The sequence below is a fragment of the Streptomyces sp. NPDC029466 genome (assembly GCF_055574515.1).
In genome coordinates this window covers 85,975-110,551 of the sequence record NZ_JBVHZH010000002.1, presented here as the reverse complement: position 1 = coordinate 110,551, position 24,577 = coordinate 85,975, and the positions used below count along the sequence as shown (strand labels likewise).

The window sequence follows — 24,577 nt, the reverse complement described above, 5'->3', positions numbered from 1 at the left end:
TTCACCTCGCGGGGGTGTGTTGTTCTGGGTGTTCTTTTCCTCGCCCCCCCCCCCCCCCCCCCCCCCCCCCCCCCCCCGGCCCCGGAGGTCCGTCACCGCACCCGCAAACCACCCAGCCCGCCGCAGGCGCAACGGCGACAAACCCCCACGGCGGGAAAGCCGAAAAGAGGGGGGGAGGACAACCTAGCCCTCAGGGCGAAGCATCGCGTCGATGATCTTCGCCCATTGCTCGACGACCCGATCGCGGCGGGCCGAATCGTCCGTCAGCAGGTTCGCGAGGCCCAGGCCCCGGGCCATGTCGAGCAGGCCCTGGACGGTCTCGCGGACACCGGCCACCGCCTCATCCGCGTCGAGCAGGGCCACCGCCGTGCGGTGGGCCTCCCGGCCGACGCGGGCCTCCAGGGCGGTGACCCGGTCACGGAGCTGCTCTTCGTCGGAGGCGGCGACCCACAGATGCAGCGCGGCGCGGAACAGCGGGCCCGTGTAGAGGCCGACGAGGGCCTCGACGATGATCCAGGTGCGGGCGACGGAGCCGGCCGGGGGCAGGTTGTGGGCGACCGCCTTGACGGCGCCCTGGCGCTTCTCGGCGACGTGTTCGACGGCCGCCGTGAAGAGGTCCTCGCGGGTGCGGAAGTGGTGCTGGGCGGCGCCCCGGGAGACGCCGGCCCGCTCGGCGACCACTGCGACCGTGCTGCCGCTCCAGCCGCGCTCCGCCAGGCAGGAGACGGCGGCCTCCAGCAGTTTGAGGCGGGTGGCGCGGCTGCGTTCCTGCTGGGGCTGCTTGGGGCCGCGGGCGGGGGTCAGCGCGCCCATGCGGGGGCCCGTCGTTCCAGGAAGGCGGTCATGCCCTCGCGGGCCTCGGCGGAGCCGAAGAGCCGGGCGGACTGTTCGGCGAGCGCGTCGGTGTCGCGGTCGAAGGCGGCCAGCACCTCTGCCGTGACCAGCTTCTTCGACTCGGCCAGGCCCTGGGGGGACCCCTTGCGCAGCCCGTCCAGTACGGGCGCGAGGCCGGTGTCGACGTCGTCGGCGGCGAGGGTGACCAGGCCGATCCGGGCCGCCTCGGCCGCGTCGAACTTCTCGCCGGTCAGGTAGTAGCGGCCGGCGGCGCGGGGGTCCAGCCGCGGCAGCAGCGGCAGCGAGATGACGGCGGGGGCGAGGCCGAGGCGGGCCTCGGTGAAGGCGAAGGTGGCGTCCGGGCCGGCCGCGGAGATGTCGCAGGCGCCGAGCAGACCCAGGCCGCCGGCCCGGACGTGTCCGGTGACCCGGGCGACGACCGGTTTGGGCAGTGCCACGATCGCGCGCAGCAGCCGGGCCAGGCCCAGCGGGCCGTCCTTCGCGGTGCCCGAGGTGGCCTCGGAGAGGTCAGCGCCGGCGCAGAACGTGCCGCCGGTGTGGGTGAGGACGACGGCGCGGGTGTCGTCGTCGGCCGCGGCGTCCGTGAGCGCCTGGTGCAGTTCGGCGACCAGGCGGGTGGAGAGGGCGTTGCGGTTGTGCGGGGAGTCCAGGGTGAGGGTGGTGATGCCGCGCTCGTGGGAGCGCGGGACCAGGGTCTCCGCGGACGCGTCGGTCGTCGGGGCGTCGGTCATCGGGGCGTCGAGCTCCTTTCCCTGGCGCGCAGTTCGCGCCGCAGGATCTTTCCGGTGGTGGCGCGCGGCACGCTGGCCAGGAATTCCACGCGGCGCACTTTTTTGTACGGGGCGACCTGTCCGGCAACGTACGCGATCACCTCGTCCTCGGTCAGCCGGGCCCCCCGCTGCCGCACCACGAACGCCTTGGGCACCTCGTTGCCGTCCTCGTCCTGGACGCCGATGACCGCGGCGTCGGCGATCGCGTCGTGGGTGAGCAGCAGCGCTTCGAGGTCGGCGGGGGCGACCTGATAGCCCTTGTATTTGATCAACTCCTTGACGCGGTCGACGACATGGAGCCAGCCGTCGCCGTCGGTCCGTCCGATGTCGCCGGTGTGCAGCCAGCCGTCGGGGTCGATCATCGCGTCGGTCTCGGCGGGCCGCCCCAGATAGCCCTTCATGACCTGGGGGCCGCGGATGAGGATCTCGCCGCTCTCCCCCGGCCCCACGTCCTGGCCGGTCTCCAGGGACACCAGGCGCATCTCGGTGTTGGGGATCAGCTTGCCGACGGCGCCGGGCGGCGGGTTCGGGGCGTCGAGGGGGACGCAGTGGGTGCCGGGGCTCAGCTCGGTCATGCCGTAGGCCTGGAGCACCGGTGGCAGGCCGAGCCGCCGGGAGCAGGCCGCGGCCAGCCCGGCGTCCAGGGGCGCCGCGGCGGAGACCAGGTAGCGCAGGGAGGAGAGGTCGTAGTCGGCGACCAGGGGGTGTTTGGCGAGGGCGAGGACGATCGGGGGTGCCACGTAGACGGCCGTGATGCGGTGTTGCTCGATGGTGGTGAGGAATTGCTTCAGGTCGAAGCGGGGCAGGACGACGACGGTGGCGCCGTTGCGCAGTGGGGCGTTCATCAGGGCGGTCAGCCCGTAGATGTGGAAGAAGGGCAGTACGGCGAGGACCCGGTCGTCGGGGCCGTTGGAGACGAGCGGGGCGAGCTGGGCGAGGTTGGTGGCGATGCTGCGGTGGGTGAGCATCACGCCCTTGGGGGTGCCGGTGGTGCCGGAGGAGTAGGGGAGGACGGCCAGGTCCTGGGCCGGATTGAGGGTGACCGATGGTTCCGGGGCGGTTCCGGCGGCCAGGTCCCCTACGGAGCGGTGGCCCGGGGCCCGGTCGCAGACGAGGATCTCGGCGATACCGCCGGTCTGCTGGGCGGCGGCGCGGGCGGTGTCCAGCAGCGCCGATACGGTCACGATCCAGCGGGCCCCGGAGTCCTTCAGCTGTTTGGTGAACTCGCCCTCGGTGGCGAGCGGATGGACGGTGGTGACCGCCGCCCCGCAGCGCGAGGCGGCGTAGAACACGGCCGGGAAGAGCACGGTGTTCGGGCTGTGCAGGGCCAGCACCTCGCCCTTGCGGACGCCGGACGCCGCCAGGGCCGCCGCGATCCGGCGGCTGAGACGGTCCAGCTCGGTGTAGCTGAGGGTGGTGCCGTCGAGGCCGTCGATCAGTGCGGGCCGGTCGCCGTACTCCGCCGCCCGCCCGAGGACGGCCTCATGGATCGGCAGCTCTACGGGCGCGACGTCGGCGTACTCGCTGTGGAACACGTGGGACACCATGCCGGGGCCTTCCCTTCGACGGGGTAGGACGGGCCGGGCGGGTGCGGCGCCGCCCCGCCGGCCGGGGCGGGCCGCCCGGCCGGCACGGTCAGCATGGCGCCCTCAGTACGACTTGGGCAGCCCCAGGGACTGGTGCGAGACAAAGTTGAGGATCATCTCGCGGCTGACCGGCGCGATCCGCGCCACCCGGGCGGCGGTGATCATCGAGCCGAGGCCGTACTCCTGGGTGAGGCCGTTGCCGCCGAGGGTGTGGACGGCCTGGTCGACGGCGTGCACCGCGGCCTCGGCCGCCGCGTACTTGGCCATGTTGGCGGCCTCGCCCGCGCCCAGGTCGTCGCCCGCGTCGTAGAGATGGGCCGCCTTCTGCGTCATCAGCCGGGCGAGCTCCAGCTCGATATGGGCCTGCGCGAGCGGGTGGGCGACGGCCTGGTGGGCGCCGATGGGCTCCTTCCACACCTGGCGGGTACCGGCGTAGTCGACGGCCCGGCCCAGCGCGTAGCGGCCCATGCCGAGGGCGAAGGCGGCGGTCATGATCCGCTCCGGGTTGAGCCCGGCGAACAGCTGGAGCAGCCCGGCGTCCTCGTCGCCGACCAGCGCGTCGGCGGGCAGCCGTACCTCGTCCAGGGTCAGCTCGAACTGCTTCTCCGGGGCGGACAGTTCCATCGCGATCGGGCTGCGGCCGAAGCCGGGGGTGTCGCGCGGCACGATGAAGAGGCAGGGCTTCAGGCGGCCGGTGCGGGCGTCCTCGGTGCGGCCGACGATCAGGGTCGCGTCGGCGATGTCGACGCCGGAGATGAAGACCTTGCGGCCGTTGAGGACCCAGTCCTCGCCGTCCTTGCGGGCGGTGGTCGTGATGCGGTGCGAGTTGGAGCCGGCGTCCGGTTCGGTGATGCCGAAGGCCATCTTGCGGGAGCCGTCGGCGAGGCCCGGGAGCCAGGTCCGCTTCTGCTCCTCGGTGCCGAACCGGGCGATGACCGTGCCGCAGATGGCGGGCGAGACCACCATCATCAGGAGGGGGCAGCCGGCGGCGCCCAACTCCTCCAGCACGATGGAGAGTTCGACGATGCCGCCGCCTCCGCCGCCGTGCTCCTCGGGGAGGTTGACGCCGAGGTAGCCGAGTTCGGCGGCCTCCGCCCAGAGGTCGTCGGTGTGGGTGCCGTCCGCCACGACGCGGGCGAAGTAGTCGCGGCCGTAGCGATTGCCCAGGGCGGCTACGGCTTTGCGCAGGGCGCGGTGTTCCTCGGACTCGATCGTCGGGGTGCCCATGAGGGTCTCCTCGGGGTCGTCGGTTGCGGTGCGTTTCGCTGCCGGCGGCGGTGCGTTTTCGGCTTCGGTTGCGTTGTCGGGTGCGGCGCCGTTTCCCGCCTTCGGCGGTGGGAGGGGGTGTTGGGGGGGGTGGGCCCCGGGTGTGCGGGTGGTGCGGTGTCGGGGCCTCCGGGGCCTGGTGTGTGGACTGCTTCGCTTTACGTCCACACCAGGCCCCTCCAGCCCCGCCACCTCGCGTCTCTTGGCGGGCCCCACCCCGGTGGGGGGAGCTGTCAAAAACCCGGGGGGTGGTGCGTCAGTCCGTGACGACGGCCAGGAGGGTCCCTACTTCGACCTGTTGGCCTGGGGTGACGGGGAGGGAGGTGAGGGTGCCGGCTGCCGGGGCGGTGATTTTGTGTTCCATCTTCATGGCCTCCAGCCAGAGCAGGGGCTGGCCGGCCTTGACCTGGTTGCCCTCGGTGAGGTCCTCGGCGAGGCGTACGACCGTGCCGGGCATGGGGGCCAGGAGGGAGCCGGGCTCCGTGCGGGCGGTGGGGTCGGGGAAGCGGGGCAGGGCGGTGAAGGTGTGGGAGGTGGGGGTGGTGACCCCGCCCGGGGACGGTGGTGCGTCGACATGGACGCGGTCGCCGTAGCGGGCGACCGCGAACTGCCGCCGTAGTCCGTCGATTTCGAGCACGACCTCGTCCGGGCTGTGGGCGAGCAGCCGGACGCCGGGGAAGTCCTCGGCCCGCAGGCCGTCGCGGCCGAGGCGGTAGCGGATGGTGTGTTCGGTGCCCGCGCCGGCGTAGGTCTTGGTCTGGGGGCCGGAGGGGACGTTGCGGAAGCCGCCGAAGCGGGAGCGGCCGTGGGCGTCGGCGAGGGCGGCGGCGAGGGCGAAGACCGGGGCCCCGTCGGCGTTGTTGGTGGTGAGTTCGGCGAGGTGGCGGTCGTAGAAGCCGGTGTCCAGGGCGTCGGGGTCGGTGAAGTCCGGGTGGCGCAGGGAGCGGACGAGCAGGTCGCGGTTGGTGACGGGGCCGTGGAGGACGGCTCGTTCCAGAGCGCCGGCCAGTTTCCGTACGGCCTCGTCGCGGCTCGGGGCCCAGGCGATGACCTTGGCCAGCATCGGGTCGTAGTGGACGCCGATGGTGTCGCCGTCGGTCACGCCGGAGTCCAGCCGGACGCCGTCGGGCAGCGCGAGCCGGTGCAGGGTGCCGGTCTGCGGCTGCCAGCCGGATGCCGGGTCCTCCGCGTAGAGCCGGGCTTCCACGGCGTGCCCGTGGGGCTGCGGCGGGGCGGCGTCCAGGGGGCGGCCCTCGGCGATGCTCAGCTGGAGGGCGACCAGGTCGAGGCGGTATACGGCCTCGGTGACGGGGTGTTCGACCTGGAGGCGGGTGTTCATCTCCAGGAAGTACGCCCGGCCGCTGCGGTCCACCAGGAATTCGACGGTGCCCGCGCCCCGGTAGCCGATGGCACGGGCGGCCCGCTCGGCGGCCCCGTGCAGGGTGGTGCGCAGTTCCCCGGACAGGCCGGGGGCCGGGGCCTCCTCGATGACCTTCTGGTGGCGGCGCTGGAGGGAGCAGTCACGGGTGCCGAGGGTCCAGACCGTGCCGTGGCCGTCGGCGAGGATCTGCACCTCGACATGGCGTCCGCCGACGACGTAGGGCTCGACGAATACCTCGCCGTCGCCGAAGGCGGACGCCGCCTCGACCGCGGCGGCCTTCAATTCGCCTTCGAGGGCGGCCAGTTCGGCGACCACGCGCATACCGCGGCCGCCGCCGCCGGCCGCCGCCTTCACCAGCAGCGGCAGATCGGCCTCGGTGGCCTGCCCGGGGTCGACGGGGGCCAGCAGCGGCACCCCGGCCCCGGCCATCAGCTCCTTGGCCCGTGTCTTGGAGGCCATGGCCTCGATGGCGGCGGGGGGCGGGCCGATCCAGGCCAGGCCCGCGTCGGCCACCGCGGTGGCGAAGCCGGCGTTCTCGGAGAGGAAGCCGTAGCCGGGGTGGACCGCGTCGGCGCCGGCGGCGCGTGCGGCCCGGACCAGCAGGTCGCCGCGGAGGTAGGTGTCGGCCGGGGCGTCGCCCGGGAGCCGTACGGCGGTGTCCGCCTCGCGGACGTGCGGGGCGCCGGCGTCCGCGTCGGAGTGCACGGCGACGGTGGCAATGCCCAGCTCACGGCAGGTGCGGAAGACCCGCCGGGCTATTTCGCCGCGGTTGGCGACGAGTACGGAACGGATCACTTCTGCCTCACATCCGGAAGACGCCGAAGCCGCCCCGCGCGCCCTCGACGGGGGCGTTGTGGAGGGCGGACAGGCACAGGCCGAGGACGGTTCGGGTGTCGCGCGGGTCGATGACGCCGTCGTCGTAGAGCCGCCCGGACAGGAACATCGGCAGCGACTCCGACTCGATCTGCTGCTCGACCATCGCGCGCAGCCCGGCGTCCGCCTCGTCGTCGTACGGCTGCCCCTTGGCGGCGGCCGACGCGCGGGCGACGATCGAGAGCACCCCGGCCAGCTGCTGCGGCCCCATGACGGCGGACTTGGCGCTCGGCCAGGCGAACAGGAAGCGGGGGTCGTAGGCGCGGCCGCACATGCCGTAGTGGCCGGCGCCGTAGGAGGCGCCCATGAGGACGGAGAGGTGCGGGACCTTCGAGTTCGACACCGCGTTGATCATCATCGCACCGTGTTTGATGATGCCGCCCTGCTCGTACTCCTTGCCGACCATGTAGCCGGTGGTGTTGTGGAGGAAGAGGAGCGGGATGTCGCGCTGGTTGGCCAGCTGGATGAACTGGGCGGCCTTCTGGGACTCCGCGCTGAAGAGCACGCCCTGGGCGTTGGCGAGGATGCCGACGGGGTAGCCGTGCAGCTCGGCCCAGCCGGTGGTCAGGCTCGGCCCGTAGAGCGGCTTGAACTCGTCGAAGTCCGAGCCGTCCACGATCCGCGCGATGACCTCGCGGGGGTCGAAGGGGGCCTTGAGGTCGCCGGGGACGATGCCCAGCAGCTCTTCCTCGTCGTACTTGGGGGGTGCCGCCGGGCCCGGATCGGGGTGCGCCTTGCGGTGGTTGAGGCGGGCGACCACCCGCCGGGCCTGGCGCAGCGCGTCCGGCTCGTCCACCGCGAAGTGGTCGGCGAGCCCGGAGGTGCGGGCGTGCATCTCGGCGCCGCCCAGCGACTCGTCGTCGCTCTCCTCGCCGGTCGCCATCTTCACCAGCGGCGGGCCGCCCAGGAACACCTTGGCGCGCTCCTTGACCATGATCACGTGGTCGGACATCCCGGGGACGTACGCACCGCCCGCGGTCGAGTTGCCGAACACCACGGCGACGGTCGGGATACCGGCCGCGGACAGCCGGGTGAGGTCCTTGAACAGCGCCCCGCCCGGGATGAAGATCTCCTTCTGGCTGGGCAGGTCGGCGCCGCCGGACTCCACGAGTGAGATCACCGGGAGGCGGTTGGCGAAGGCGATCTCGTGCGCCCGCAGCGACTTCTTCAGCGTCCAGGGGTTGCTGGCGCCGCCGCGCACCGTCGGATCGTTGGCGGTGATCAGGCACTCCACGCCCTCGACGGTCCCGATGCCGGTGACCAGTGAGGCGCCGACCTGGTAGTCGCTGCCCCAGGCGGCGAGCGGCGACAGCTCCAGGAACGGGGTGTCGGGGTCGAGGAGCAGCTCGATCCGCTCCCGGGCGAGCAGTTTGCCGCGCTTGCGGTGCCGGGCGACGTACTTCTCCCCGCCGCCCTCGGTCGCCTTGGCGTGCGCCTCCTCGACCTCCGCCAGCTTCGCGAGCATCGCCGTACGACGCTCCGCGTACTCGGCGCCCGACGGGTCGAGCCCGGTTCCGAGCACGGTCAAAACAACACCTCCGGTAGGTCCATGTGCCGCGAACGCAGCCACTCCCCCACGGCCTTGGCCTGGGGATCGAACCGGGCCTGCGCGGCGACGCCCTCGCCGAGCAGCCCGTCGACGACGAAGTTGAGCGCGCGCAGATTCGGCAGTACGTGCCGGTCGACCGGCAGGTCCGCGGTCTCGGGGAGCAGCTGCCGGAAGCGCTCGACGGTCAGCTCGTGTGCCAGCCACCGCCAGGCCGGCTCGGTGCGGGCCCAGACCCCGACGTTCGCCGAGCCGCCCTTGTCGCCGCTGCGGGCTCCGGCGACCAGGCCGAGCGGCCCGCGCCGGGTGGCCCCGGCGGGCAGCGGCTCGGGGAGCGGCGGGTCGGGCAGCCGCACCAACTCACGGGTTTCGGGTGCTGGTTGGACGTCGATACGGGTGCCGTCCGGCAGGACGGCGTGATGCGGTACCTCGGCCGCGTCCACCGCCGCCGCCTCGAAGACCCCGTACGGGGTGCCCTTACCGGGCGGCGCGGTGACATGGAAGCCGGGGTAGCTGGCCAGCGCCAGCTCGACCGCGGCGCCACTGACCACCCGCCCGACCGCGTCCTGGTCGGGGTCCCGCACCACCAGGCGCAGCAGTGCGCTCGCCTCCTCCTGGACCGCCGCGTCGTCCCGGTCGGTGCGGGCCAGTGTCCAGCGCACCTCGGCCGGGCGGTGCTCCGCCGCGTCGAGGGCCGCCTCCATCTGCCGGCGGACCAGCGCGGCCTTGGCCGGTACGTCCAGCCCGGTCAGGACGAAGGTGACCTCGTTGCGCCAGCCGCCCAGGCGGGTCAGCCCGGTCTTGAGGGTCGGTGGCGGCGCCTCGCCCCGCACGCCGTCGATCCGGACCCGGTCCGGCGCCTCCTCCGTGAGCCGTACGGTGTCCAGCCGTGCCGTCACATCCGGCCCGGCGTAGCGGGCGCCGGCCGTCTCGTACAGCAGCTGGGCGGTGACAGTGCCGGTGGTGACCGCGCCGCCGGTGCCCGGGTGTTTGGTGATCACCGCGCTGCCGTCGGCGGCGACCTCGGCGAGCGGGAAGCCGGGCCGCAGCAGGTCATGGGCATCGGAGAAGGAGTCGAAGAAGGAGTAGTTGCCGCCGGTGGCCTGGGTGCCGCATTCCAGGACGTGCCCGGCGGCCACCGCCCCGGCCAGCTGGTCCAGGTCTTGTGGCCGCCAGCCGAAGTGCGCCTGGGCCGCGCCGCTGACCAGCGCGGCGTCGGTGACCCGCCCGGTCACCACCACGTCGGCACCGGCCCGCAGACAGGCGGCGATCCCCCCGCCGCCCAGGTAGGCGTTGGCGGTCAGCACCCCCTCGCCCCACCCCCCGCGCGCCAGCAGATCGTCACCTTCCACATGCGCCACCCGTACGGGCACCCCGACCTTGGCCGCCAACTCCCTTACGGCATCGGCGAGTCCGGCCGGATTGAGCCCGCCCGCGTTGGCGACGATCCGCACGCCGCGCTCGGCGGCCAGTCCGAGCCCGTCCTCCAACTGCCGCAGAAAGGTCCTGGCGTAGCCGCGGGCGGGGTCCTTCAGCCGGTCCCGGCCGAGGATCAGCATGGTCAGCTCGGCGAGATAGTCGCCGGTCAGCACGTCCAGCGGGCCGCCGGTGAGCATCTCGCGCAGGGCGTCGAAGCGGTCGCCGTAGAAGCCGGAGGCATTGCCGACGCGGAGGACGGCGGGGTCGGCGCCTATGGGGCGTATCGCGCCGCCGTCGCTCATGAGGTGGCGGCTTTCCCGGACGGCGGCCGACCCTTGCCCGGCGGGCCCGCGAAGGCCTGCGCGATCTCCAGCCAGTGCTCCGCGTCCGCCCCTTCGGCCCGTACGGACGGCAGATCGGCGCGGTGCGCCCGCTGGGTGACCAGCAGACAGAACTCCAGCGCCGTACCGGTCACCCGCTGGGCGGCTTCCGGCGGCCCGTACTCCCACACCGTGCCGTCGGGCGCCCGCAGCTCGATGCGGAACTCCTCCTCGGGCGGGGTGAGTTGATGCGTCGCGTAGGCGAAGTCACGGGTCCGGACCCCGATCCGGGCGATATGCCGCAGCCGGGCGGTGGGCGGCCGGACGGCACCCAGGGCGTCGGCGATGTCCTGGCCGTGCGCCCAGGTCTCCATCAGCCGCGCGGTGGCCATCGAGGCCACGCTCATCGGCGGGCCGTACCAGGGCAGTTTCTCCCCGGCGGGCCGCTCCCGGAGCGCCCGGAGCAACTCCTCGCGGCCGGCCCGCCAGTCCGCGAGCAGCTCCGCCGGAGGTGTCAGCGCACCGGCCTCGGCGGCCTCGTCGACAAAGGTCAGCGGCGTGGCGAGAGCTTCGCGCGCGGCGCGCACAAAGCCCTCCGGGTCGGTGGCCGAGAGCAGCGCCTGCCGGTCGGTCCAGGCCAGATGAGCGATCTGGTGGGCGACCGTCCAGCTCTCGGCGGGCGTCGGGGCCGCCCAGCGCCCGGCCGGCAGCCCCGCGACCAGCGCGTCCAACTCCTCGCTCTCCGCCCTGAGATCCGCCAGTACGGCGCCGGGATCGGACACGCGGCACTCCCCTCATCGGCCCCATGTGGCCTACGGCCAGGGCAGGTTGACAGGCGTTGGTGCGGTACGGGTCCGAGCGTGGCAGCGCCGGCAGAAACAATCAAGCACGCCTGCATGATTTTTTCCGGCGACGGTTCTCCTGGGCCGGGACGGTTACCTCAGGGCTGCCCCGTAATCCCTGGCAGCGATTACGGGACAGCCCTGAGGAGTTCCCTGAGGGGTTCCCTGAGGAGTTCCCTGAGGAGTTCCCTGAGAGACAGCCGCGGGCGGCCCATGGGTCAGCTGTGGGCCCCCGCGCTCCGTACGGCGCCCACACTGGCCAGCACGACCAGCCCGATCGCCAGCACCTCGGCCCAGCCCAGCGCCTGGTGCAGGACGAGGAATCCGGCGGTGGCCGCGGCGGCCGGCTCCAGGCTCATCATCACCGCGAAACCGGCGGCCGGGAGCTTGCGCAGGGCGAGCAGTTCCAGGGTGTAGGGCAGGACGGACGACATCAGGGCGACCGCGGCGCCCAGGCCCAGGGTGACCGGGTCGATCAGGGCGGAGCCCGCGCTGAGGATGCCGAACGGCAGGCTGAGCAGCGCCGCGACCGTCATCGCCAGCGCCAGTCCGTCCGCCTGCGGGAAGCGCTGTCCCGTACGGGCGGAGAGCAGGATGTACGCGGCCCACAGCCCGCCGGCCGCCAGCGCGAACGCCGCCCCGGTGAGGTTGAGCCCGTCGAACCCCTCGCGCCCCAGCAGCACCACGCCGCCCAGGGCCAGCGCCGCCCACACCAGGCTCAGCAGCCGGCGGGAGGTCGCCACCGACAGGATCAGCGGCCCGAGGAACTCCAGGGTGACCGCGGCGCCCAGCGGAATGCGGTCGATCGCCTCGTAGAAGAGCGAGTTCATCCCGGCCAGTGCGACGCCGAAGGCCAGCACCGTGGCCCAGTCACCCCGCGTATGGCCACGGACCTTGGGGCGGCAGACGAGCAGCAGCACCAGCGAGGCAACGACCAGCCGCAGCGTGACCACGCCCAGCGCGCCGGCCCGCGGGAAGAGCAGCACCGCCACCGACGCGCCGAACTGAAGCGAGACGATGCCGCCGATGACCAGCGCCACCGACCCGATCCGCCCGCGCGCCCCGGCCCCGCCGGCTCGCCCGGCCTGCGCCTCCGCCGTCAGTACCTCGGGCGAGGGCGGTATCGGGTGCGCAAGGCCCCCGTCACGGGCGGGGGCGGCGTCGACAAAAGGGGCGGGGGTAGCGGGCGTACCGCCATCGGGAGTCTCGGGCGAAGCGTTCACGCCACCACGCTACGGCCCGCCGTTCCGGTCCGTGAAATGCCTTTTCCCCTGTTGTTATGCTCCGCGCGCATGAGCATCGAGCTGCGTCATTTCCGTTGCTTTCTCGCCATCGCCGACACCCTGAGCATCACCCGCGCCGCCGAGCGGCTGCATCTGACCCAGCCCGCCGTCTCCCGCACCCTGCGCCAGCTGGAACAGGCCCTCGGCGTCCATCTCGTCGACCGCTCCACCCATCACCTCGCGCTCACCCCCGACGGGCTGTCCTTCCGCGACCGGGCCGCGGTCGCGGTGGCCGCCTTCGACCGGGCGCTCGGCTACGCCCACCGCACCGCCTGGCCGCTACGGCTGGGCCATGCCTGGGCGGGCGCCGGTACGGACACCACCGCGCTGCTGCGCCGCTGGCACGAGGAGCACCCGGCGACCCCGCTCGAACTCCTCCGTATCGACGACCGCACGGCCGGTCTCGCCCGCGGGGAGGTGGACGCGGCCCTGCTGCGCGGCGAGGTCAGCGCGCCGGGGCTGATCACCGAGCGGCTGACCACCGAGCCCCGAGTGGCCGGCCTGCCCGCCGACGACCCGCTGGCCCACCGCACCGCTCTCTCCCTCGCGGATCTGGCCGACCGCACCATCGCCGTCAACACCGTCTCCGGCGTCACCTCGCTCGACCTGTGGCCGCCGTCGGCCCGCCCCGCCTCCACGATCACCATCGGCAACACCGACGACTGGCTGGCCGCCATCACCGGCGGCCGCGCCGTCGGCGTCACCACCTCCGCCACCGCCGAGATGCACCCCCACCCCGCCATGGCCTACGTCCCCCTCACAGACGCCCCACCCGTCCCCGTCGTCATCGCCTGGCGCGACGGCCCCGGGCATCCGCGTATCCCGGACCTGATCCGGCTGGCCCATGAGGTGATGGGGCGGCACGGCGGGGAGCAGTGAGGGTCCGGCACGGCGGGGAGCAGTGAGGGTCCGGCACGGCGGGGAGCAGTGAGGGTCCGGGGCGGCGGGGAGCAGTGAGGGTCCGGAGCGGTGCGGCGCCTCAGAACCGCCGGGCCGACTCCTCCGCGTGGGCCATGCGCCGCAGGCTCAGCAGCACCGGTTCGTACAGCACCGTCAGCGCGACGGCGGCCTCGATCTGCCCGGTCGGGGTCGGCTGCTCCTCGACCATGTCCAGGTCGGTGACCGCCAGTTGCGCCGCCAGCCGCGCGTACGGCAGCAATTGCTCGGTGTCGCAGGGGTAGCCGAGCCGGACCAGGGCGGCGACCGAGTCGATGAGCCGCCGGTGGGCGGGGTTGCGCAGGTCCGGGCCGCGACCGGAGGACCAGCCCAGCCGCTCCAGCAGCGCCGCCACCGAGCGGCGGGCGGTCTCCACCGCCGGGTCGTCCTCGGCGGGCCGCTCGGCGCAGGGCAGCGCCCGGGTCGCCGCCCCCAGCCGCAGGTGGTGGTCCAGCGACTCGTCCTCCGCGGCAGCGATCACCTCACGCGCCGCGGCCACCGGAACCCCGCCGATCTGGATCAGCGCCCGCACCAGGCGCAGCCGCCGCAGATGGTCCTCCCCGTACTCGGCCTGGGTGGCGGAGACCCGGCGCCCCGGCTGGAGCAGCCCTTCGCGCAGGTAGTACTTGATCGTGGCGGTGGACACACCGCTGCGCTCACTCAACTCCGCCAGCCGCATGCTCTTCCGCCTTCCCTTGGACAGCACTTGGACAACGCTTGGACAGTGCAACTATCCAAACATGGATGGCGTCGCCGTCCAAGGGGGGAGAGCCAATCTCATGGGCATGGCACCGATATCCGCGCACGAATGGCTGTGACCACCCGCTTCGCGGTGCCCCAGCCGGCCTTACCCGGCCCTGCCGACATCGAAAGCCTGGGCGACGGCAAGGCTGTCTTCGTAGACGTGGTGCCGAGAGACCAGGCCGTCCTTGACCGTGAGGTGCAGGGCGAACCGAGCGCGGTAAGCACGCCCGGTGGAGCGGGCAGTTTGACGGATCTCGCCCAACACGACCGCGTCGTCGCCGTCGATGAGGATGCGCTCGATCTCGGTAGCTGCCTGCCCGGCCACATGATGCTCGGCGAGCTCGCGGTAGTGGGCGCAGGCATCGGCGCGGGTGGCGCGGTGGCGGATCCACGGAGTCTCCGGACGACCGTGCTCGGCCTCCGGCCAGTCCAGCTTCCAGTCGCCCCGTTCGGCATACAGCTCCGCGATGCGCTCGGGGTCGCCCTCGCCGATCCGGCGCAGCAACTCCTCCACCACGGCGCGGGTGGTCGCAGACGTGGCTGACAGCAATCTGATCACTCCAATCCGGACCCTGCGCCCTGCTGACGCGGAGAGATCACCATTCTCACCAGCGCCGGACGGTCCGGCGATTACCACCCAGGTAATGGCAGGGCCGCATCAAACCCCCTGCCTGGGTGCGCCGCACCCGGCCTCGGCCCGCCCTGGAGAAGTGGCTGTCGCCGACACAGAGTTGCCGCATCCGGCAGTCCGGCACATCCGGCCCCTCAGAGGAGCAACCATGTCCCCCACTCCCACCCCCGCCCACGACGACGCCCTCGCCCCACGCCTCCAGCGCCTGGAGGACAAGGAGTCCCTGCGGGCGCTGATGATCCACGGCTGGCGGGCGCTGGACCGCAAGGACTGGCGCACCTGGATCGAGTGCTGGGCCGAGGACGCAGTGCTGGAGTTCGGCCCGTGGGAACGCGTCCACGGCCGCGAGGCGGTCCTGGCCAAGGTCGTCGAGGCCGAGGCGCCGTACACCACCCTGCAGCACCACATCCTCAACCTGGACTTCGAGGTGCGGGGCGACCGGGCGACCGGCGTCGGCTACATGTGGTTCGTAGCCGTCGCCGATCCCGGCCGGGCCGCCTCGCCGTATGCCATGGGCGGCCCCTACGACTGGGACTTCGCCCGGGACGCCGACGGCTGGCGCCTGACCCGCCAGCGGCTCGGCGTCTGGTGGACCAGCGGCGAGGACACGCTCGGCTCCTTCACCACCCCCAGGGGCTGCCCGGACTGAGCCGCTCGGAGGCGACCAGCAGTTGATCCGCGCCGCGCAGGATGGCGTTCTCCCGGCACGGCGGCGGGTCGGCGACCAGGCGGCCCCTCGGCCCCCACCCGGGACGGCGGTGACGGTGGTGGCGGCTCGGCCCCGGGCGGGCTAGCGCAGCGGACACGCTCGCTCCGGCCGCACCCGGTGCGGACCACAGGCGATCAGGTTCAGCGAGAGGAACCGCCCTCCGCTCACCCACCAGCCCCCGACCCGGTCGTCACCGGCGGACAGGGCCCGTACGGTCTCCTCGTACGACGGTTCCGGCGGATACGAGCCCACGAAGAGCCCCGCGTAGTGGGCAAGTTGCGCGGCGTACCACGCAGCTGCCTCTTTCGGCTCCTCGAACGTCGCCTCGATCCGGGCAGCCGGCTTCAGCAGCCAGTCCGCACACTCCAGCGGCATCACCTGGGCGGAGCGAAACTCCGGGTGATCCGGCCGACGGTGCGCATCCCCAGGCTTCACGAGGACGTCGCCGCTGCCGAGCCAGACGTAGGCGTGGTGGTGGGGTCCGGTCATCTCACTCCCTGACGTCGCACGTTCCACTCCGTGAACTGCTCCGAATGGGCGGCCCCACCCGAGGTCCGGGCCGGGGCCGCCCACGGTTCACGGACTACTGACGGCCACAGCCCTGACCGTCACCGCACCCTCCGTTGGGGTTGCCGCCCTGGTTGTCGTCCTCCTCGCCGCCGTACTTGACCGGGTCGAAGCGGTATCGCATGGTGCTCTCCTCAGGTGCTGAGTCGCCGCGCGGTCCATCCGCGCGCCGTCGTGCACGTGCGAGGGCCCCTCGTGGGCCCACCCGCTCCGGCCGTGTCCTGGCAGGGAATGGCGGCCGGGGCGGGAGTCTCAGGACTGCCTGCTCCGGCTCACGGCTCCGTTGGGTGCGTCAACCGGTGCCGGACGATCAGGACGTTGAAGTCGGTCACCCTGCTGAGGTCCCGCTCCACTTCGGCCTGCTTACGGCCGCGCTCAAGGTCTTTGCAGGCCTTGCACTCCTGCGTGACGGCAGCTGCCGCGGACGTGGGGCGGGGTCCCGAGATGGCCATGCGCACCCCTCCATCGGGCGTCGTCGGACCGAGCATGGCGGCCGTGCCCCTCCGGCGGGACGGGGCTACGCCGGATGACGACGCTAGAGGCGTCAGGCATACCGTTGCCATCAATGTGCAACGGTGTGCAGAGATCCCCACATACAGGTGAGTTGACTGCTTTTCACCTTGATCCAGGCCGCTTCTCCCCGCGATGGTGGTGCACATCAGCGCACATTGCGGAGCCTGAAGCCAGAGGACCGTCAGGACCTAAACGTCATTGACACCGGCCGCGAGGAGCCCTCTGAGACGCTCTGCTCAACCCTTCACTGGAGGCTGACGTGCACCTACAGTTCATCGGAGTCGACCCGGACTCAGACATCGACGAGTCCCCGACCGCTTGGGTGGACCTTGAGAACGCGGACATCGTGATCCAGAGCTACACGGCCAACGACGCCACGCGGGCCCAGTGTGCGCAGAACAATGCGCCCGGGCACGCCCAGCTCATCCCTGACCACGAGTCGGTCATCCGTGTCCCCGCCCGACTGGTGCCGATCCTGAGGGAGGCGTGCGATGCCGCAGAACGTGCCAAGCTTTAGCAGCATGTTGGAGGCCGCTGAGCACTCAGCGGTGCACCTCGAAATGCGTGACACCTATGGAGTCAGCGGCGAGGCCAATGACTTCACCACGTGGCAGCGCACCGGCCAGCGGGACATAGACCGCCACTCGGCCCACTGGGCACCGTGGGTTGACCTGGTCTCACGGGCCGTCTCCCGTGGCGTCATCGTCCAGCGGGCACGCATCGTTTCCGAGCCGGTCTCCGACTACATTCGGTTCGAGCACGCCGGGACCACCGTCAATCTCTCCGCAGGGGAACAGGTTCGGTGGCTACCCCGTCGACGAGCCTCCGACATCGCTCTACCGGGGAACGACTTCTGGCTTTTCGACGGCCGCCTGATCCGGTGGAACCACTTCGCTGGTAATGGCTCCTCAGGAGGCCCGGAGATCGCCGAAGACCCGGCCACGGCGAAGCTCTGCTCGGAAGCTTTCGAGGCTGTGTGGGCACGCGCTGTCCCGCATGAGCAGTACGAAATCCGCTAGCAAAGGGCGCCTCGCTTCCTCATGCCCGTCTCTCCTTCCTCGTCCGCGCAAGCCGCACGCGAAGTCGTCGCTGTGCGGCTGCGCGACCTCCGCAAAGAGGCAGGACTGACGATCACCGACCTGGCCGGTCGTTGTGGCTGGCACCATGCCAAAACATCCCGCATCGAGAACGCCCGCACCGCGCCTTCCCCCAACGACATCAGACTGTGGTGCGACGCCTGCGGTGCAGAGGACGAGGCGGCCGGCATGATCACTCTGTCGCTGCATGCCGAGTCGATGTACACCGAGTGGCGCCACCAGGTGCGCGACGGCCTCAAACAATTGCAGAACCGCTCCGTACAGTTCTTCCGTCAGACCACGCTGTTCCGGGTCTACTCCTCAACCCTCGTTCCTGGCCTACTACAAACCGAGGGCTATGCGACCGAGGTCCTGCGGAGGGCCGCCGAATTCCGAGAGCTGGCCTTCGACGACAGCGCGGAAGCCGCGCAGGCGCGAGTCGAGCGCTCCCGCGTCATCCACGAGCCGGGGCACCGATTCGTACTGCTCATGGAAGAGGCGGTACTCCACTACCGCGTCGGAGACACGGACACGATGGCAGGCCAACTCGGCTCCATCCTCACGGCCGGTTCCCTGCCGTCCGTGTCACTCGGCATCATTCCCCTGGCAACCCACGATCGCGTGCTGGGACCACGCGAGACGTTCCACATCTACGACGACACTCTGGTATCGGTCGAGTTGGTGTCAGCGCGGGTACGGGTCAAGCAGCCCTCCGAGGTCTCTCTTTACCTCAAGGCCTTCGAGCAGTTGCGCAGCATGGCCGTGTACGGCGCCGAGGCACGGGTGCTCGTTCAAAAATCGCTCGAAGCGTTGAACTGAATCGGCAATGCGTTCACGCTCAACCTCCACCAGTTCGCAGCGCAGATGAACCCAACCACACAATAGGGGCTCATTCAGTGTCCACTGAACAACGGAAATTCAAGGAATTCGAATCCCAGATCCGCCCCTGGGAAATCCAACTGTCCTCGGGACACCGCCCGGTACAAGAGAACTGGTGCGCCACGATCGAGCAGACCACGGTAGTTCATGCGTGGGAAGAGTCCATCGTCGACGGCATGCTTCAGACGGCCGACTATGCGCGGCATATCTTCCTCCGTTACGCGGAAATGCGGAACTCTCCTCGGGATACGGACGAAGCTGTCCACGCCAGGCTCAAGCGCCAAGAGATGCTCCATCAACCGGGCCGGAAATTTCGCATCCTGATGTGGGAGGCAGTACTTCACGCGCAGATCTGTCCGCCCGCGGTGCTCGCCGCCCAGCTCGACCATCTCGCGAGCGTCATGGACGTGGATTCACTGGAGCTGGGAGTAGTGCCGTTCCATGCACCTCTGAAGATCCCAGCGGCCAATTCGTTCCTCATCCTGGACGACCGGGTGGCAGTCACCGAGGACTGGCACGCGGAACTATGGCTGGACGATACGGACACCATCGCCACATATATGAAGGTGTGGAACACGCTGCAAGAGTCCGCCGTGTACGGCGCGGAGGCACGGGCGCTCATCCTGAAGGCGCATGAGGGCTTGCGCTGAGGCCGCGTGTGACGGCAAGTGCCCCCTGGGGCAAATGCTTGACCCAGGGGGCACTTTCTTGCCTACCGCCAGCCTTGCGCCCGCCGCCTCAAAAAGCGCTGGGGTGGTTCGCCTTCAGCTTCTCCAGGAACGAAGTCCATGCCCCTGCGCCGAGGACGATGCTTGGGCCGGCGTGGTCCTTGCTGTCACGTACGACACGACCGCCGTCAGCAGTGTGGGCCACCTCCACGCAGTCTCCCTCTTGACCCGAGTAGGACGACTTGCGAAACGAGCTGACGATCTCAGGCTTCACGATCCCTCTCCCCTGTGCTGCGGACCGCCGTCAAGGATCTGCCGGATGCGCTCGGCGGACTCGTCAGGCGACAGTGCCGCCGAGCGTAGCTGATCGAACACACTGACATACAGGGCCAGATCCTCGGGCGCCTCCACGACGTTGGTATTGGCCGGATTCTCCAGCGTCACGGCCTCAACGTTCGCTTCCACTCCGAACGAGAAGGCCACGAAGGCACCCGACATTCCAGCGATCAAGCTTTCAGTTATCGGCAGGAGTTGAAGCGTGACGTTCTGCCGCTGACTGACCTCAAGGAGATGCGCCAACTGGCCGGAGCGCACATGGCGGACACAGGTCAGCGCGGTCACGGCCGGTTCCCAGATGATCGCCGTGAAGTGCGTGTCGCCTTCCTCGATCCTGCACTGTCGCTCCTGCCGTAGCTTCACCAGTTCCACGACCCGGTCAGGCGGAATGAGCTTGGGCCCTATGGTGATGACGGCTTCTGTGTAGTCCGGGGTTTGCAACAGACCTGGTATCCGCGTCGGGGACCAGGAGCGGATATACGTCGCATCGTTCTCAAGCGTGATGTGGTCCGCGTAGCCAGGCCGGACCATCTCCTGATAGTCGATCCACCAGCCGCGCTCATTGCTCTTGCGAGCCCACTCCAACAACCGGGCCCGCTCCCCGGCGTCTTCCACCCCGTAGCGATCCAGCAGTGTGCGGACCTCCAACGCCGAGGCGGACGTCTGCCCACCTTCCAGACGGCTGATCTTGGACACCGACTTCAGGATCGCCTCAGCGCCATCAGCCTGATCAAGGCCGGCCGCTTCCCGATGACGTTTCAGAGCGGTTCCGAGCCTGCGGCTTCGCACCGTCGCCTTCCCACCTGCGGGCATGACGCTCCTTTCAACGGGCGCCTCAGTTTGCCTGCTTGGGGCGACACCGTGCCAATCCGGCTACGCACACAGAGTCACCGCAAATTTGCGATCGTCCCGCTTGCGCAGCTACCGAGGGCAGCCCTACGTTGAGACTCGTCACACATAGCAGCGGGAAGATTGCGGTGCGTGGCTATGGCGCTCCGTCACGCGCACCAAGGGGATAGCTATGTCCACACGCGCCCGACCAGTAGCAACACGACTCACGACCGACTCGCTGCCCGCCGCCGCCCACTGTTTCCCCGGCGGCAGACGATGCCCCGGCCAGGCCCGTCGGGCACTCCAGCAGCAGCTTCAGGTCTGGCACGTCAGTGGCGAACTGGCCGACTCCGCCGCGCTGTTGCTGTCCGAGCTGGTCACCAATGCCGTGCGGGCACAAGCGTCCGCCGACGCGGAGGTCGGGGTCCGGTTCGTGTGGTCGGGCGGTCGCCTCCGGCTGGAGGTGCGGGACGCGAGCGACGAACTACCCGTAATGAACGAGGCCAAGGAGGACGAGGAATGTGGGCGCGGTTTGGTGCTGGTGGACGCCTTGGCAAGTGGCTGGGGCGTCGACCGGGACGGCACCGGAAAGACCGTGTGGGTCGAGTTGGGCGAGTTGGGCGAGTTGGCGGCAGGCGATACCTCGCGGCCGGCCCCGGGACTGGGGCCGCTCAGCCGCTGACGGCCCCACGGCTGCCCATGGCCTACCGGGCGGAGGCTACGGCCCGCTATCCGGGCGGGCCCTCGATCGACCTCGGCGGCTGGAGGTCGCACTCGCCGGGCCGGGCGCTGGGGTGGCTCCGGGCGCGAGCGGAGCACGTGGCGCAGCAGTTAGGCGCCCCGTATGACGGTGTGGTGCATGCGTGGCTGGAGGATGCGGACGGATACCGGTGGGCGAGGGAGGGCCTGGCTGCCGGAATCCCCGTCACGCTCAGGGCAGTTGATGCGGACGGGTGCACCTACGCACTCACGGCACGCCCCGACGCCCGGACGCCTGGCCCGTGCCGAGTGGGTCAGGCGGCGGGGCTCGGGGCGCCCCTGACGTCGGCGGACGGCTTCTCGTAGGCGAGGCGGGGCGCCATGCCCTGGCTGGGTCAGGGCCGCGCGTCGGGGCCGGACCTATCCCTCAGCATCGCCGGGCGCCCCCGCCTCCGCCCCGGACAGGGGCGGCCCGTCAACAGGAGCGGCCCCCTGGGCCTCGTCCGATGCCGCCGTCGCCTTCTCGTGGCGTTTGCGGGCGGCCAGTTCCTCCGCGCGGCGGTCGGAGTCCAGTCGCATTTCAGCTTCCGCCTTGAGGTCAAAGCTGCGCACCATCGCCCCCAGTGCCTCGGAATGTCACGGTGTCCCGGGCTCCGCCGCGGTGGACGCGGTGGACGCGGTGGACGCGGTGTCCTTCCGCGCCGGGCGCACGGGACCGTCGGCTGACTTCTCACCTGTTCTGTCAGTGTTCCCTCGGGGATGTGCCCCACCCGGATGGCACTGCTGCGGAAGTCGCCGGTCGATGCACGGAGCACCGGCGCGGCGGTTCGGTACGCACCGGGGTGCACCTCCCCGCGCGCGCCGGACGCCTCCGCTACTCCCCGTCCTCCCCCAACGCCTCCGCCAGCACCTCCGCGAGGTGCCGTCCCGGACGGTCGCCGAGCTGGGCGAGCTGGGTGCGGCAGGAGAAGCCGTCCGCCAGGATTTCCGCATCCTGGGGCGATTGCCTGACCGAGGGAAGGAGTTGGTCCTCCGCGCAGGCCACCGAGACGTCGTAGTGGCCGCGTTCGAAGCCGAAGTTGCCGGCCAGGCCGCAGCAGCCGCCGCTCAGGCCGCCCGTGAGGCCCGCGCGTTCGCGGAGGCGGCGGTCGGGGGCGTCGCCGAGGACCGCGTGCTGGTGGCAGTGGGTCTGGCCCGCTACGGGGCGGTCGATGCGTGGGGGCTGCCAGTCGGGGGCCAGTTCTTCCAGGGCTTGGGCGAAGGTCCGCACGGAGTGGGCAAGTTGGGCTGCGCGAGGGTCGTCGGCGAGCAGTTCGGGCAGGTCCGTGCGGAGGGCGGCGGCGCAGCTCGGTTCGAGGACGACCAGGGGGTGGCCGTCCTGGAGGAGCGGGCTGAGGACCTCGACGGTGCGGCGCATGACGCGTCGGGCCTGGTCGAGCTGCCCGGTGGAGACGTAGGTGAGGCCGCAGCAGAGGGGTGGGCGGTGGAGGCGGGGCAGGCTGGGCTGCGGGAGGGCGCCGCCGGGCTGGCGCAGCGGGGCGGTCGGCGGGAGGAGGGGGCGCAGGCCGGCGGCTTCCAGGACGCGTACGGCGGCGCGGCCGACCTCCGGGGAGAGGTGGTTGGTGAAGGTGTCGGGCCAGAGGATGACGGTGCGGCCGGACGTTTCCCCGGCGGCGGCCGACTTCCGGCGCCACCACCAGCGAGCGAACGTCTCGGTGGCGAGTCGCGGGATCGGCCGCTCGGGGGCGATTCCGCCGAGGCGTTTGGCGACGGTGGCCAGTGGTGTGCGGGCGAGGGCGTTGAGGGCGGGGGCCAGGGGGGCGGCGGTGTGCAGCCATTGGGGGAGGCGGCCCATGGAGTAGTGGGCGGCGGGGCGCACCCGGCCCTCGTAGTGGTGGTGCAGGAATTCGGCCTTGTAGGTGGCCATGTCGACGCCGACCGGGCAGTCGCTGCGGCAGCCCTTGCAGGAGAGGCAGAGGTCGAGGGCGTCGCGCACCTCGGGCGACTGCCAGCCGTCCGTGATCACCTCGCCGGCCAGCATCTCGTGCAGCAGGCGGGCCCGGCCGCGGGTGGAGTGCTGCTCCTCGCCGGTGGCGCGGAAGGACGGGCACATGACGTCGGTGGAGCCCGGTGCCGTAGTGGCGTTGCGGCATTTGGCGACGCCGACGCAGCGCCGGACGGCCGCGGAGAAGTCGCCGTTGTCGTGGGGATAGCCGAACTCCACCGGGACCGGGCGGGCGGGCAGCACCTCGAAGCGGAGGTTCTCGTCGAGGCGTGCGGGGCGGACGAGCATGCCGGGATTGAGGCCGTCGGCCGGGTCCCAGAGTGACTTGAACCGCTCGAAGACGCCGACGAGTTCTGGGCCGTACATCTTCGGGAGAAGTTCGGCGCGGGCCTGGCCGTCGCCGTGTTCGCCGGAGAGCGAGCCGCCGTGCGAGACGACCAGGTCGCCCAGGTCGTAGGAGAAGTCCCGGAAGCGGCGGATGCCGGGCGGGGTCAGCAGATCGAAGTCGATGCGGATGTGGATGCAGCCGTCGCCGAAGTGGCCGTAGGGGGTGCCGCGCAGACCGTGCTGGGTGAGCAGGGCACGGAAGTCACGGAGGTAAGGGCCCAGTTGGGACGGGGGGACGGCGCAGTCCTCCCAGCCGGGCCAGGCCTCGGAACCATCCGGCAGCCGGGTGGCGGTCCCGGAGGCGTCCTCGCGGATGCGCCACAGGGCCCGCTGGCCGGCCGGGTCGGTGACGACGGTGTGGTCGGTGCTGCCGTCGGCGGCGGCCGCCCGGCAGAGCGCCTCGGCACGGGCCGCCGCCTCGCCGGGGCTACCGCCGCCCATCTCGACGAACAGCCAGGCGCCGCCCTTGGGCAGCCCGGTCGCGGCGCCCACCAGGTCGGCGGCCATCCCCTCCACCGTCATCGGCCGGTGCGGGAGGAGGGTGTGCGCGGCCTCGGCGGCGGCGCTCTCGTCGGGGTAGGCGAGGACGGCGAGGACCCGGGCGGCGGGGGTCTCCACGAGGCGTACGGTCGCCTCGGTCAGTACCCCGAGGGTGCCCTCGCTGCCGGTGAGGGCGCGGGCCAGGTCGGTGCCGTTCTCCGGGAGCAGCGCGTCCAGGGCGTAGCCGGAGATCCGGCGGGGGAGGTCGGGGTAGCCGGTGCGCAGCAGCGCCAATTCGGCGTCCACCAGGGCTTTTACGCCGTCCCGGAGCCGCGGGGGCAGTCCGGTCGGGGCGCCGGTGGGGTCCGTGCCGTGGCCGGCCCGTACCCGCTCGCCGCCGTAGGTCAGCAGCTCCAGCTCGCGGACGCTGTCGGCGGTGGTGCCCCAGGCCACCGAGTGCGAACCGCAGGAGTTGTTGCCGATCATGCCGCCGAGGGTGCAGCGGCTGTGGGTGGAGGGGTCGGGGCCGAAGGTGAGTCCGTGGGCGGCGGCCGCCGTCCGCAGGTCGTCCAGGATGACGCCCGGCTGGACGACGGCGGTGCGGGCGGCCGGGTCGAGCGACACGATCCGCCGCATGTGGCGGGTGAAGTCCAGCACCACGCCGACGCCGGTCGCCTGCCCGGCGATGCTGGTCCCGGCGCCGCGCGGCACCACCGGCACCCCGTGCTCCCGGCACACCCGCAGCGCCGCGGCGACATCCTCGGCGTCCAGGGGCGCGACCACCGCTCTGGGCACCCGCCGGTAATTGGACGCGTCCATCGTCACCAGTGCCCGGTCGGCCGCGGCGAACGAGACCTCCCCCCGTACCGCGGCCGCCAACTCCTTCGCCAGATCCCGCTTCTCCGTCTCCGTACGATCAGCCATGTCTCCAGCCTGCCCACTGGGGCGGGTTCATGAGGGTCGGCAGGCCCGATC

Annotated in this window: 24 protein-coding genes; 7 read left to right on the top strand and 17 right to left on the bottom strand. The window is 71.5% G+C overall.

What is annotated here, in order from left to right:
- Positions 1-183 precede the first annotated feature (183 nt).
- From ACZ4XD_RS02295 to ACZ4XD_RS02255, 9 genes are all read right to left on the bottom strand, one after another.
- Positions 184-813: a TetR/AcrR family transcriptional regulator gene (locus tag ACZ4XD_RS02295; protein ID WP_468037354.1), complete on the bottom strand. Its 630-nt coding sequence runs from the start codon at positions 811-813 to the stop codon at positions 184-186.
- Positions 801-1,586: an enoyl-CoA hydratase family protein gene (locus ACZ4XD_RS02290; protein WP_468037352.1), complete on the bottom strand. Its 786-nt coding sequence runs from the start codon at positions 1,584-1,586 to the stop codon at positions 801-803. The genes ACZ4XD_RS02295 and ACZ4XD_RS02290 overlap by 13 nt, the downstream gene beginning before the upstream one ends.
- Positions 1,583-3,172 (bottom strand): 4-coumarate--CoA ligase family protein, encoded by a 1,590-nt coding sequence (locus ACZ4XD_RS02285; protein WP_468037350.1) that lies wholly within the window; start codon positions 3,170-3,172, stop codon positions 1,583-1,585. The genes ACZ4XD_RS02290 and ACZ4XD_RS02285 overlap by 4 nt, the downstream gene beginning before the upstream one ends.
- A 102-nt stretch (positions 3,173-3,274) precedes the next feature.
- Positions 3,275-4,438 carry an acyl-CoA dehydrogenase family protein gene (locus tag ACZ4XD_RS02280; protein ID WP_468037348.1) on the bottom strand — a complete coding sequence of 388 codons (1,164 nt, stop codon included), beginning with the start codon at positions 4,436-4,438 and terminating at the stop codon, positions 3,275-3,277.
- Positions 4,439-4,733: 295 nt separating this feature from the next.
- On the bottom strand, positions 4,734-6,653 hold the full coding sequence (locus tag ACZ4XD_RS02275; RefSeq protein WP_468037346.1) for an acetyl/propionyl/methylcrotonyl-CoA carboxylase subunit alpha: 1,920 nt from the start codon (positions 6,651-6,653) through the stop codon (positions 4,734-4,736).
- Positions 6,654-6,660: 7 nt separating this feature from the next.
- Positions 6,661-8,259: an acyl-CoA carboxylase subunit beta gene (locus ACZ4XD_RS02270; RefSeq protein WP_468037344.1), complete on the bottom strand. Its 1,599-nt coding sequence runs from the start codon at positions 8,257-8,259 to the stop codon at positions 6,661-6,663.
- Positions 8,256-9,998, bottom strand: a complete 1,743-nt coding sequence (locus tag ACZ4XD_RS02265; protein WP_468037342.1) for an acyclic terpene utilization AtuA family protein — start codon at positions 9,996-9,998, stop codon at positions 8,256-8,258. The genes ACZ4XD_RS02270 and ACZ4XD_RS02265 overlap by 4 nt, the downstream gene beginning before the upstream one ends.
- Positions 9,995-10,798, bottom strand: a complete 804-nt coding sequence (locus ACZ4XD_RS02260) for a TIGR03084 family metal-binding protein (RefSeq protein WP_468037340.1) — start codon at positions 10,796-10,798, stop codon at positions 9,995-9,997. Before ACZ4XD_RS02260 ends, ACZ4XD_RS02265 begins: the two co-directional genes overlap by 4 nt.
- Before the next feature lie 278 nt (positions 10,799-11,076).
- A complete protein-coding gene (locus ACZ4XD_RS02255) occupies positions 11,077-11,961 on the bottom strand; it encodes an EamA family transporter (protein WP_468037764.1) in 885 nt (294 codons plus the stop codon).
- A gap of 189 nt (positions 11,962-12,150) precedes the next feature.
- On the opposite strand from ACZ4XD_RS02255, the gene ACZ4XD_RS02250 reads away from it, so the two are divergent.
- Positions 12,151-13,020, top strand: coding sequence for a LysR family transcriptional regulator (locus ACZ4XD_RS02250; RefSeq protein WP_468037338.1), 870 nt, complete (start codon positions 12,151-12,153; stop codon positions 13,018-13,020).
- A gap of 100 nt (positions 13,021-13,120) precedes the next feature.
- Here the strand turns inward: ACZ4XD_RS02250 and ACZ4XD_RS02245 are convergent, their stop codons facing one another.
- Together ACZ4XD_RS02245 and ACZ4XD_RS02240 are read right to left on the bottom strand one after the other, a co-directional pair.
- The gene (locus ACZ4XD_RS02245; protein ID WP_468037336.1) at positions 13,121-13,756 is read right to left on the bottom strand and encodes a MerR family transcriptional regulator; all 636 of its coding nucleotides are present in this window, start codon (positions 13,754-13,756) and stop codon (positions 13,121-13,123) included.
- Between the two features lie 168 nt (positions 13,757-13,924).
- Entirely contained in the window at positions 13,925-14,371 is a 447-nt protein-coding gene (locus ACZ4XD_RS02240) for a nuclear transport factor 2 family protein (RefSeq protein WP_468037334.1), read from the bottom strand.
- Positions 14,372-14,600: 229 nt separating this feature from the next.
- Between ACZ4XD_RS02240 and ACZ4XD_RS02235 the strand changes: the two genes are divergently transcribed.
- Positions 14,601-15,101, top strand: coding sequence for a nuclear transport factor 2 family protein (locus ACZ4XD_RS02235; RefSeq protein ID WP_468037332.1), 501 nt, complete (start codon positions 14,601-14,603; stop codon positions 15,099-15,101).
- Positions 15,102-15,242: 141 nt separating this feature from the next.
- Here ACZ4XD_RS02235 and ACZ4XD_RS02230 read toward each other — a convergent pair whose 3' ends face one another.
- Positions 15,243-15,650 (bottom strand): hypothetical protein, encoded by a 408-nt coding sequence (locus ACZ4XD_RS02230; protein ID WP_468037330.1) that lies wholly within the window; start codon positions 15,648-15,650, stop codon positions 15,243-15,245.
- Positions 15,651-16,000: 350 nt separating this feature from the next.
- On the bottom strand, positions 16,001-16,180 hold the full coding sequence (locus tag ACZ4XD_RS02225; RefSeq protein ID WP_468037328.1) for a hypothetical protein: 180 nt from the start codon (positions 16,178-16,180) through the stop codon (positions 16,001-16,003).
- 320 nt (positions 16,181-16,500) lie between these two features.
- Between ACZ4XD_RS02225 and ACZ4XD_RS02220 the strand changes: the two genes are divergently transcribed.
- From ACZ4XD_RS02220 to ACZ4XD_RS02205, 4 genes are all read left to right on the top strand, one after another.
- Positions 16,501-16,758, top strand: a complete 258-nt coding sequence (locus ACZ4XD_RS02220) for a hypothetical protein (RefSeq protein ID WP_386446393.1) — start codon at positions 16,501-16,503, stop codon at positions 16,756-16,758.
- A complete protein-coding gene (locus ACZ4XD_RS02215) occupies positions 16,733-17,260 on the top strand; it encodes a DUF6879 family protein (protein ID WP_468037326.1) in 528 nt (175 codons plus the stop codon). The genes ACZ4XD_RS02220 and ACZ4XD_RS02215 overlap by 26 nt, the downstream gene beginning before the upstream one ends.
- 21 nt (positions 17,261-17,281) lie before the next feature.
- The gene (locus ACZ4XD_RS02210; protein ID WP_468037324.1) at positions 17,282-18,136 is read left to right on the top strand and encodes a helix-turn-helix domain-containing protein; all 855 of its coding nucleotides are present in this window, start codon (positions 17,282-17,284) and stop codon (positions 18,134-18,136) included.
- Positions 18,137-18,213: 77 nt separating this feature from the next.
- Positions 18,214-18,846 (top strand): DUF5753 domain-containing protein, encoded by a 633-nt coding sequence (locus tag ACZ4XD_RS02205; RefSeq protein ID WP_468037322.1) that lies wholly within the window; start codon positions 18,214-18,216, stop codon positions 18,844-18,846.
- 88 nt (positions 18,847-18,934) lie between these two features.
- On the opposite strand, the gene ACZ4XD_RS02200 is transcribed toward ACZ4XD_RS02205, so the two are convergent.
- Together ACZ4XD_RS02200 and ACZ4XD_RS02195 are read right to left on the bottom strand one after the other, a co-directional pair.
- Complete coding sequence (locus ACZ4XD_RS02200) at positions 18,935-19,138, bottom strand: DUF397 domain-containing protein (protein ID WP_468037320.1); 204 nt, start codon at positions 19,136-19,138, stop codon at positions 18,935-18,937.
- Complete coding sequence (locus ACZ4XD_RS02195; RefSeq protein ID WP_468037318.1) at positions 19,135-20,013, bottom strand: helix-turn-helix domain-containing protein; 879 nt, start codon at positions 20,011-20,013, stop codon at positions 19,135-19,137. The genes ACZ4XD_RS02200 and ACZ4XD_RS02195 overlap by 4 nt, the downstream gene beginning before the upstream one ends.
- A 208-nt stretch (positions 20,014-20,221) precedes the next feature.
- On the opposite strand from ACZ4XD_RS02195, the gene ACZ4XD_RS02190 reads away from it, so the two are divergent.
- Positions 20,222-20,713 carry an ATP-binding protein gene (locus ACZ4XD_RS02190; protein ID WP_468037316.1) on the top strand — a complete coding sequence of 164 codons (492 nt, stop codon included), beginning with the start codon at positions 20,222-20,224 and terminating at the stop codon, positions 20,711-20,713.
- A gap of 437 nt (positions 20,714-21,150) precedes the next feature.
- On the opposite strand, the gene ACZ4XD_RS02185 is transcribed toward ACZ4XD_RS02190, so the two are convergent.
- Both ACZ4XD_RS02185 and ACZ4XD_RS02180 read right to left on the bottom strand, forming a co-directional pair.
- Positions 21,151-21,309, bottom strand: a complete 159-nt coding sequence (locus ACZ4XD_RS02185) for a hypothetical protein (RefSeq protein ID WP_468037314.1) — start codon at positions 21,307-21,309, stop codon at positions 21,151-21,153.
- Positions 21,310-21,604: 295 nt separating this feature from the next.
- On the bottom strand, positions 21,605-24,526 hold the full coding sequence (locus ACZ4XD_RS02180; protein WP_468037312.1) for an FAD-binding and (Fe-S)-binding domain-containing protein: 2,922 nt from the start codon (positions 24,524-24,526) through the stop codon (positions 21,605-21,607).
- Between the last annotated feature and the right edge of the window lie 51 nt (positions 24,527-24,577).

Excerpts from the sequence above, each read along its gene's own strand:
- ACZ4XD_RS02250 (WP_468037338.1), top strand. The coding sequence starts at position 12,151 with ATGAGCATCGAGCTGCGTCATTTCCGTTGCTTTCTCGCCATCGCCGAC.
- ACZ4XD_RS02190 (WP_468037316.1), top strand. The coding sequence starts at position 20,222 with ATGTCCACACGCGCCCGACCAGTAGCAACACGACTCACGACCGACTCG.
- ACZ4XD_RS02295 (WP_468037354.1), bottom strand. The coding sequence starts at position 813 with ATGGGCGCGCTGACCCCCGCCCGCGGCCCCAAGCAGCCCCAGCAGGAA.
- ACZ4XD_RS02180 (WP_468037312.1), bottom strand. The coding sequence starts at position 24,526 with ATGGCTGATCGTACGGAGACGGAGAAGCGGGATCTGGCGAAGGAGTTG.
- ACZ4XD_RS02235 (WP_468037332.1), top strand. The coding sequence starts at position 14,601 with ATGTCCCCCACTCCCACCCCCGCCCACGACGACGCCCTCGCCCCACGC.
- ACZ4XD_RS02195 (WP_468037318.1), bottom strand. The coding sequence starts at position 20,013 with ATGCCCGCAGGTGGGAAGGCGACGGTGCGAAGCCGCAGGCTCGGAACC.
- ACZ4XD_RS02230 (WP_468037330.1), bottom strand. The coding sequence starts at position 15,650 with ATGACCGGACCCCACCACCACGCCTACGTCTGGCTCGGCAGCGGCGAC.
- ACZ4XD_RS02265 (WP_468037342.1), bottom strand. The coding sequence starts at position 9,998 with ATGAGCGACGGCGGCGCGATACGCCCCATAGGCGCCGACCCCGCCGTC.
- ACZ4XD_RS02225 (WP_468037328.1), bottom strand. The coding sequence starts at position 16,180 with ATGGCCATCTCGGGACCCCGCCCCACGTCCGCGGCAGCTGCCGTCACG.
- ACZ4XD_RS02215 (WP_468037326.1), top strand. The coding sequence starts at position 16,733 with ATGCCGCAGAACGTGCCAAGCTTTAGCAGCATGTTGGAGGCCGCTGAG.
- ACZ4XD_RS02280 (WP_468037348.1), bottom strand. The coding sequence starts at position 4,438 with ATGGGCACCCCGACGATCGAGTCCGAGGAACACCGCGCCCTGCGCAAA.
- ACZ4XD_RS02210 (WP_468037324.1), top strand. The coding sequence starts at position 17,282 with ATGCCCGTCTCTCCTTCCTCGTCCGCGCAAGCCGCACGCGAAGTCGTC.
- ACZ4XD_RS02285 (WP_468037350.1), bottom strand. The coding sequence starts at position 3,172 with ATGGTGTCCCACGTGTTCCACAGCGAGTACGCCGACGTCGCGCCCGTA.
- ACZ4XD_RS02185 (WP_468037314.1), bottom strand. The coding sequence starts at position 21,309 with ATGCGACTGGACTCCGACCGCCGCGCGGAGGAACTGGCCGCCCGCAAA.
- ACZ4XD_RS02290 (WP_468037352.1), bottom strand. The coding sequence starts at position 1,586 with ATGACCGACGCCCCGACGACCGACGCGTCCGCGGAGACCCTGGTCCCG.
- ACZ4XD_RS02245 (WP_468037336.1), bottom strand. The coding sequence starts at position 13,756 with ATGCGGCTGGCGGAGTTGAGTGAGCGCAGCGGTGTGTCCACCGCCACG.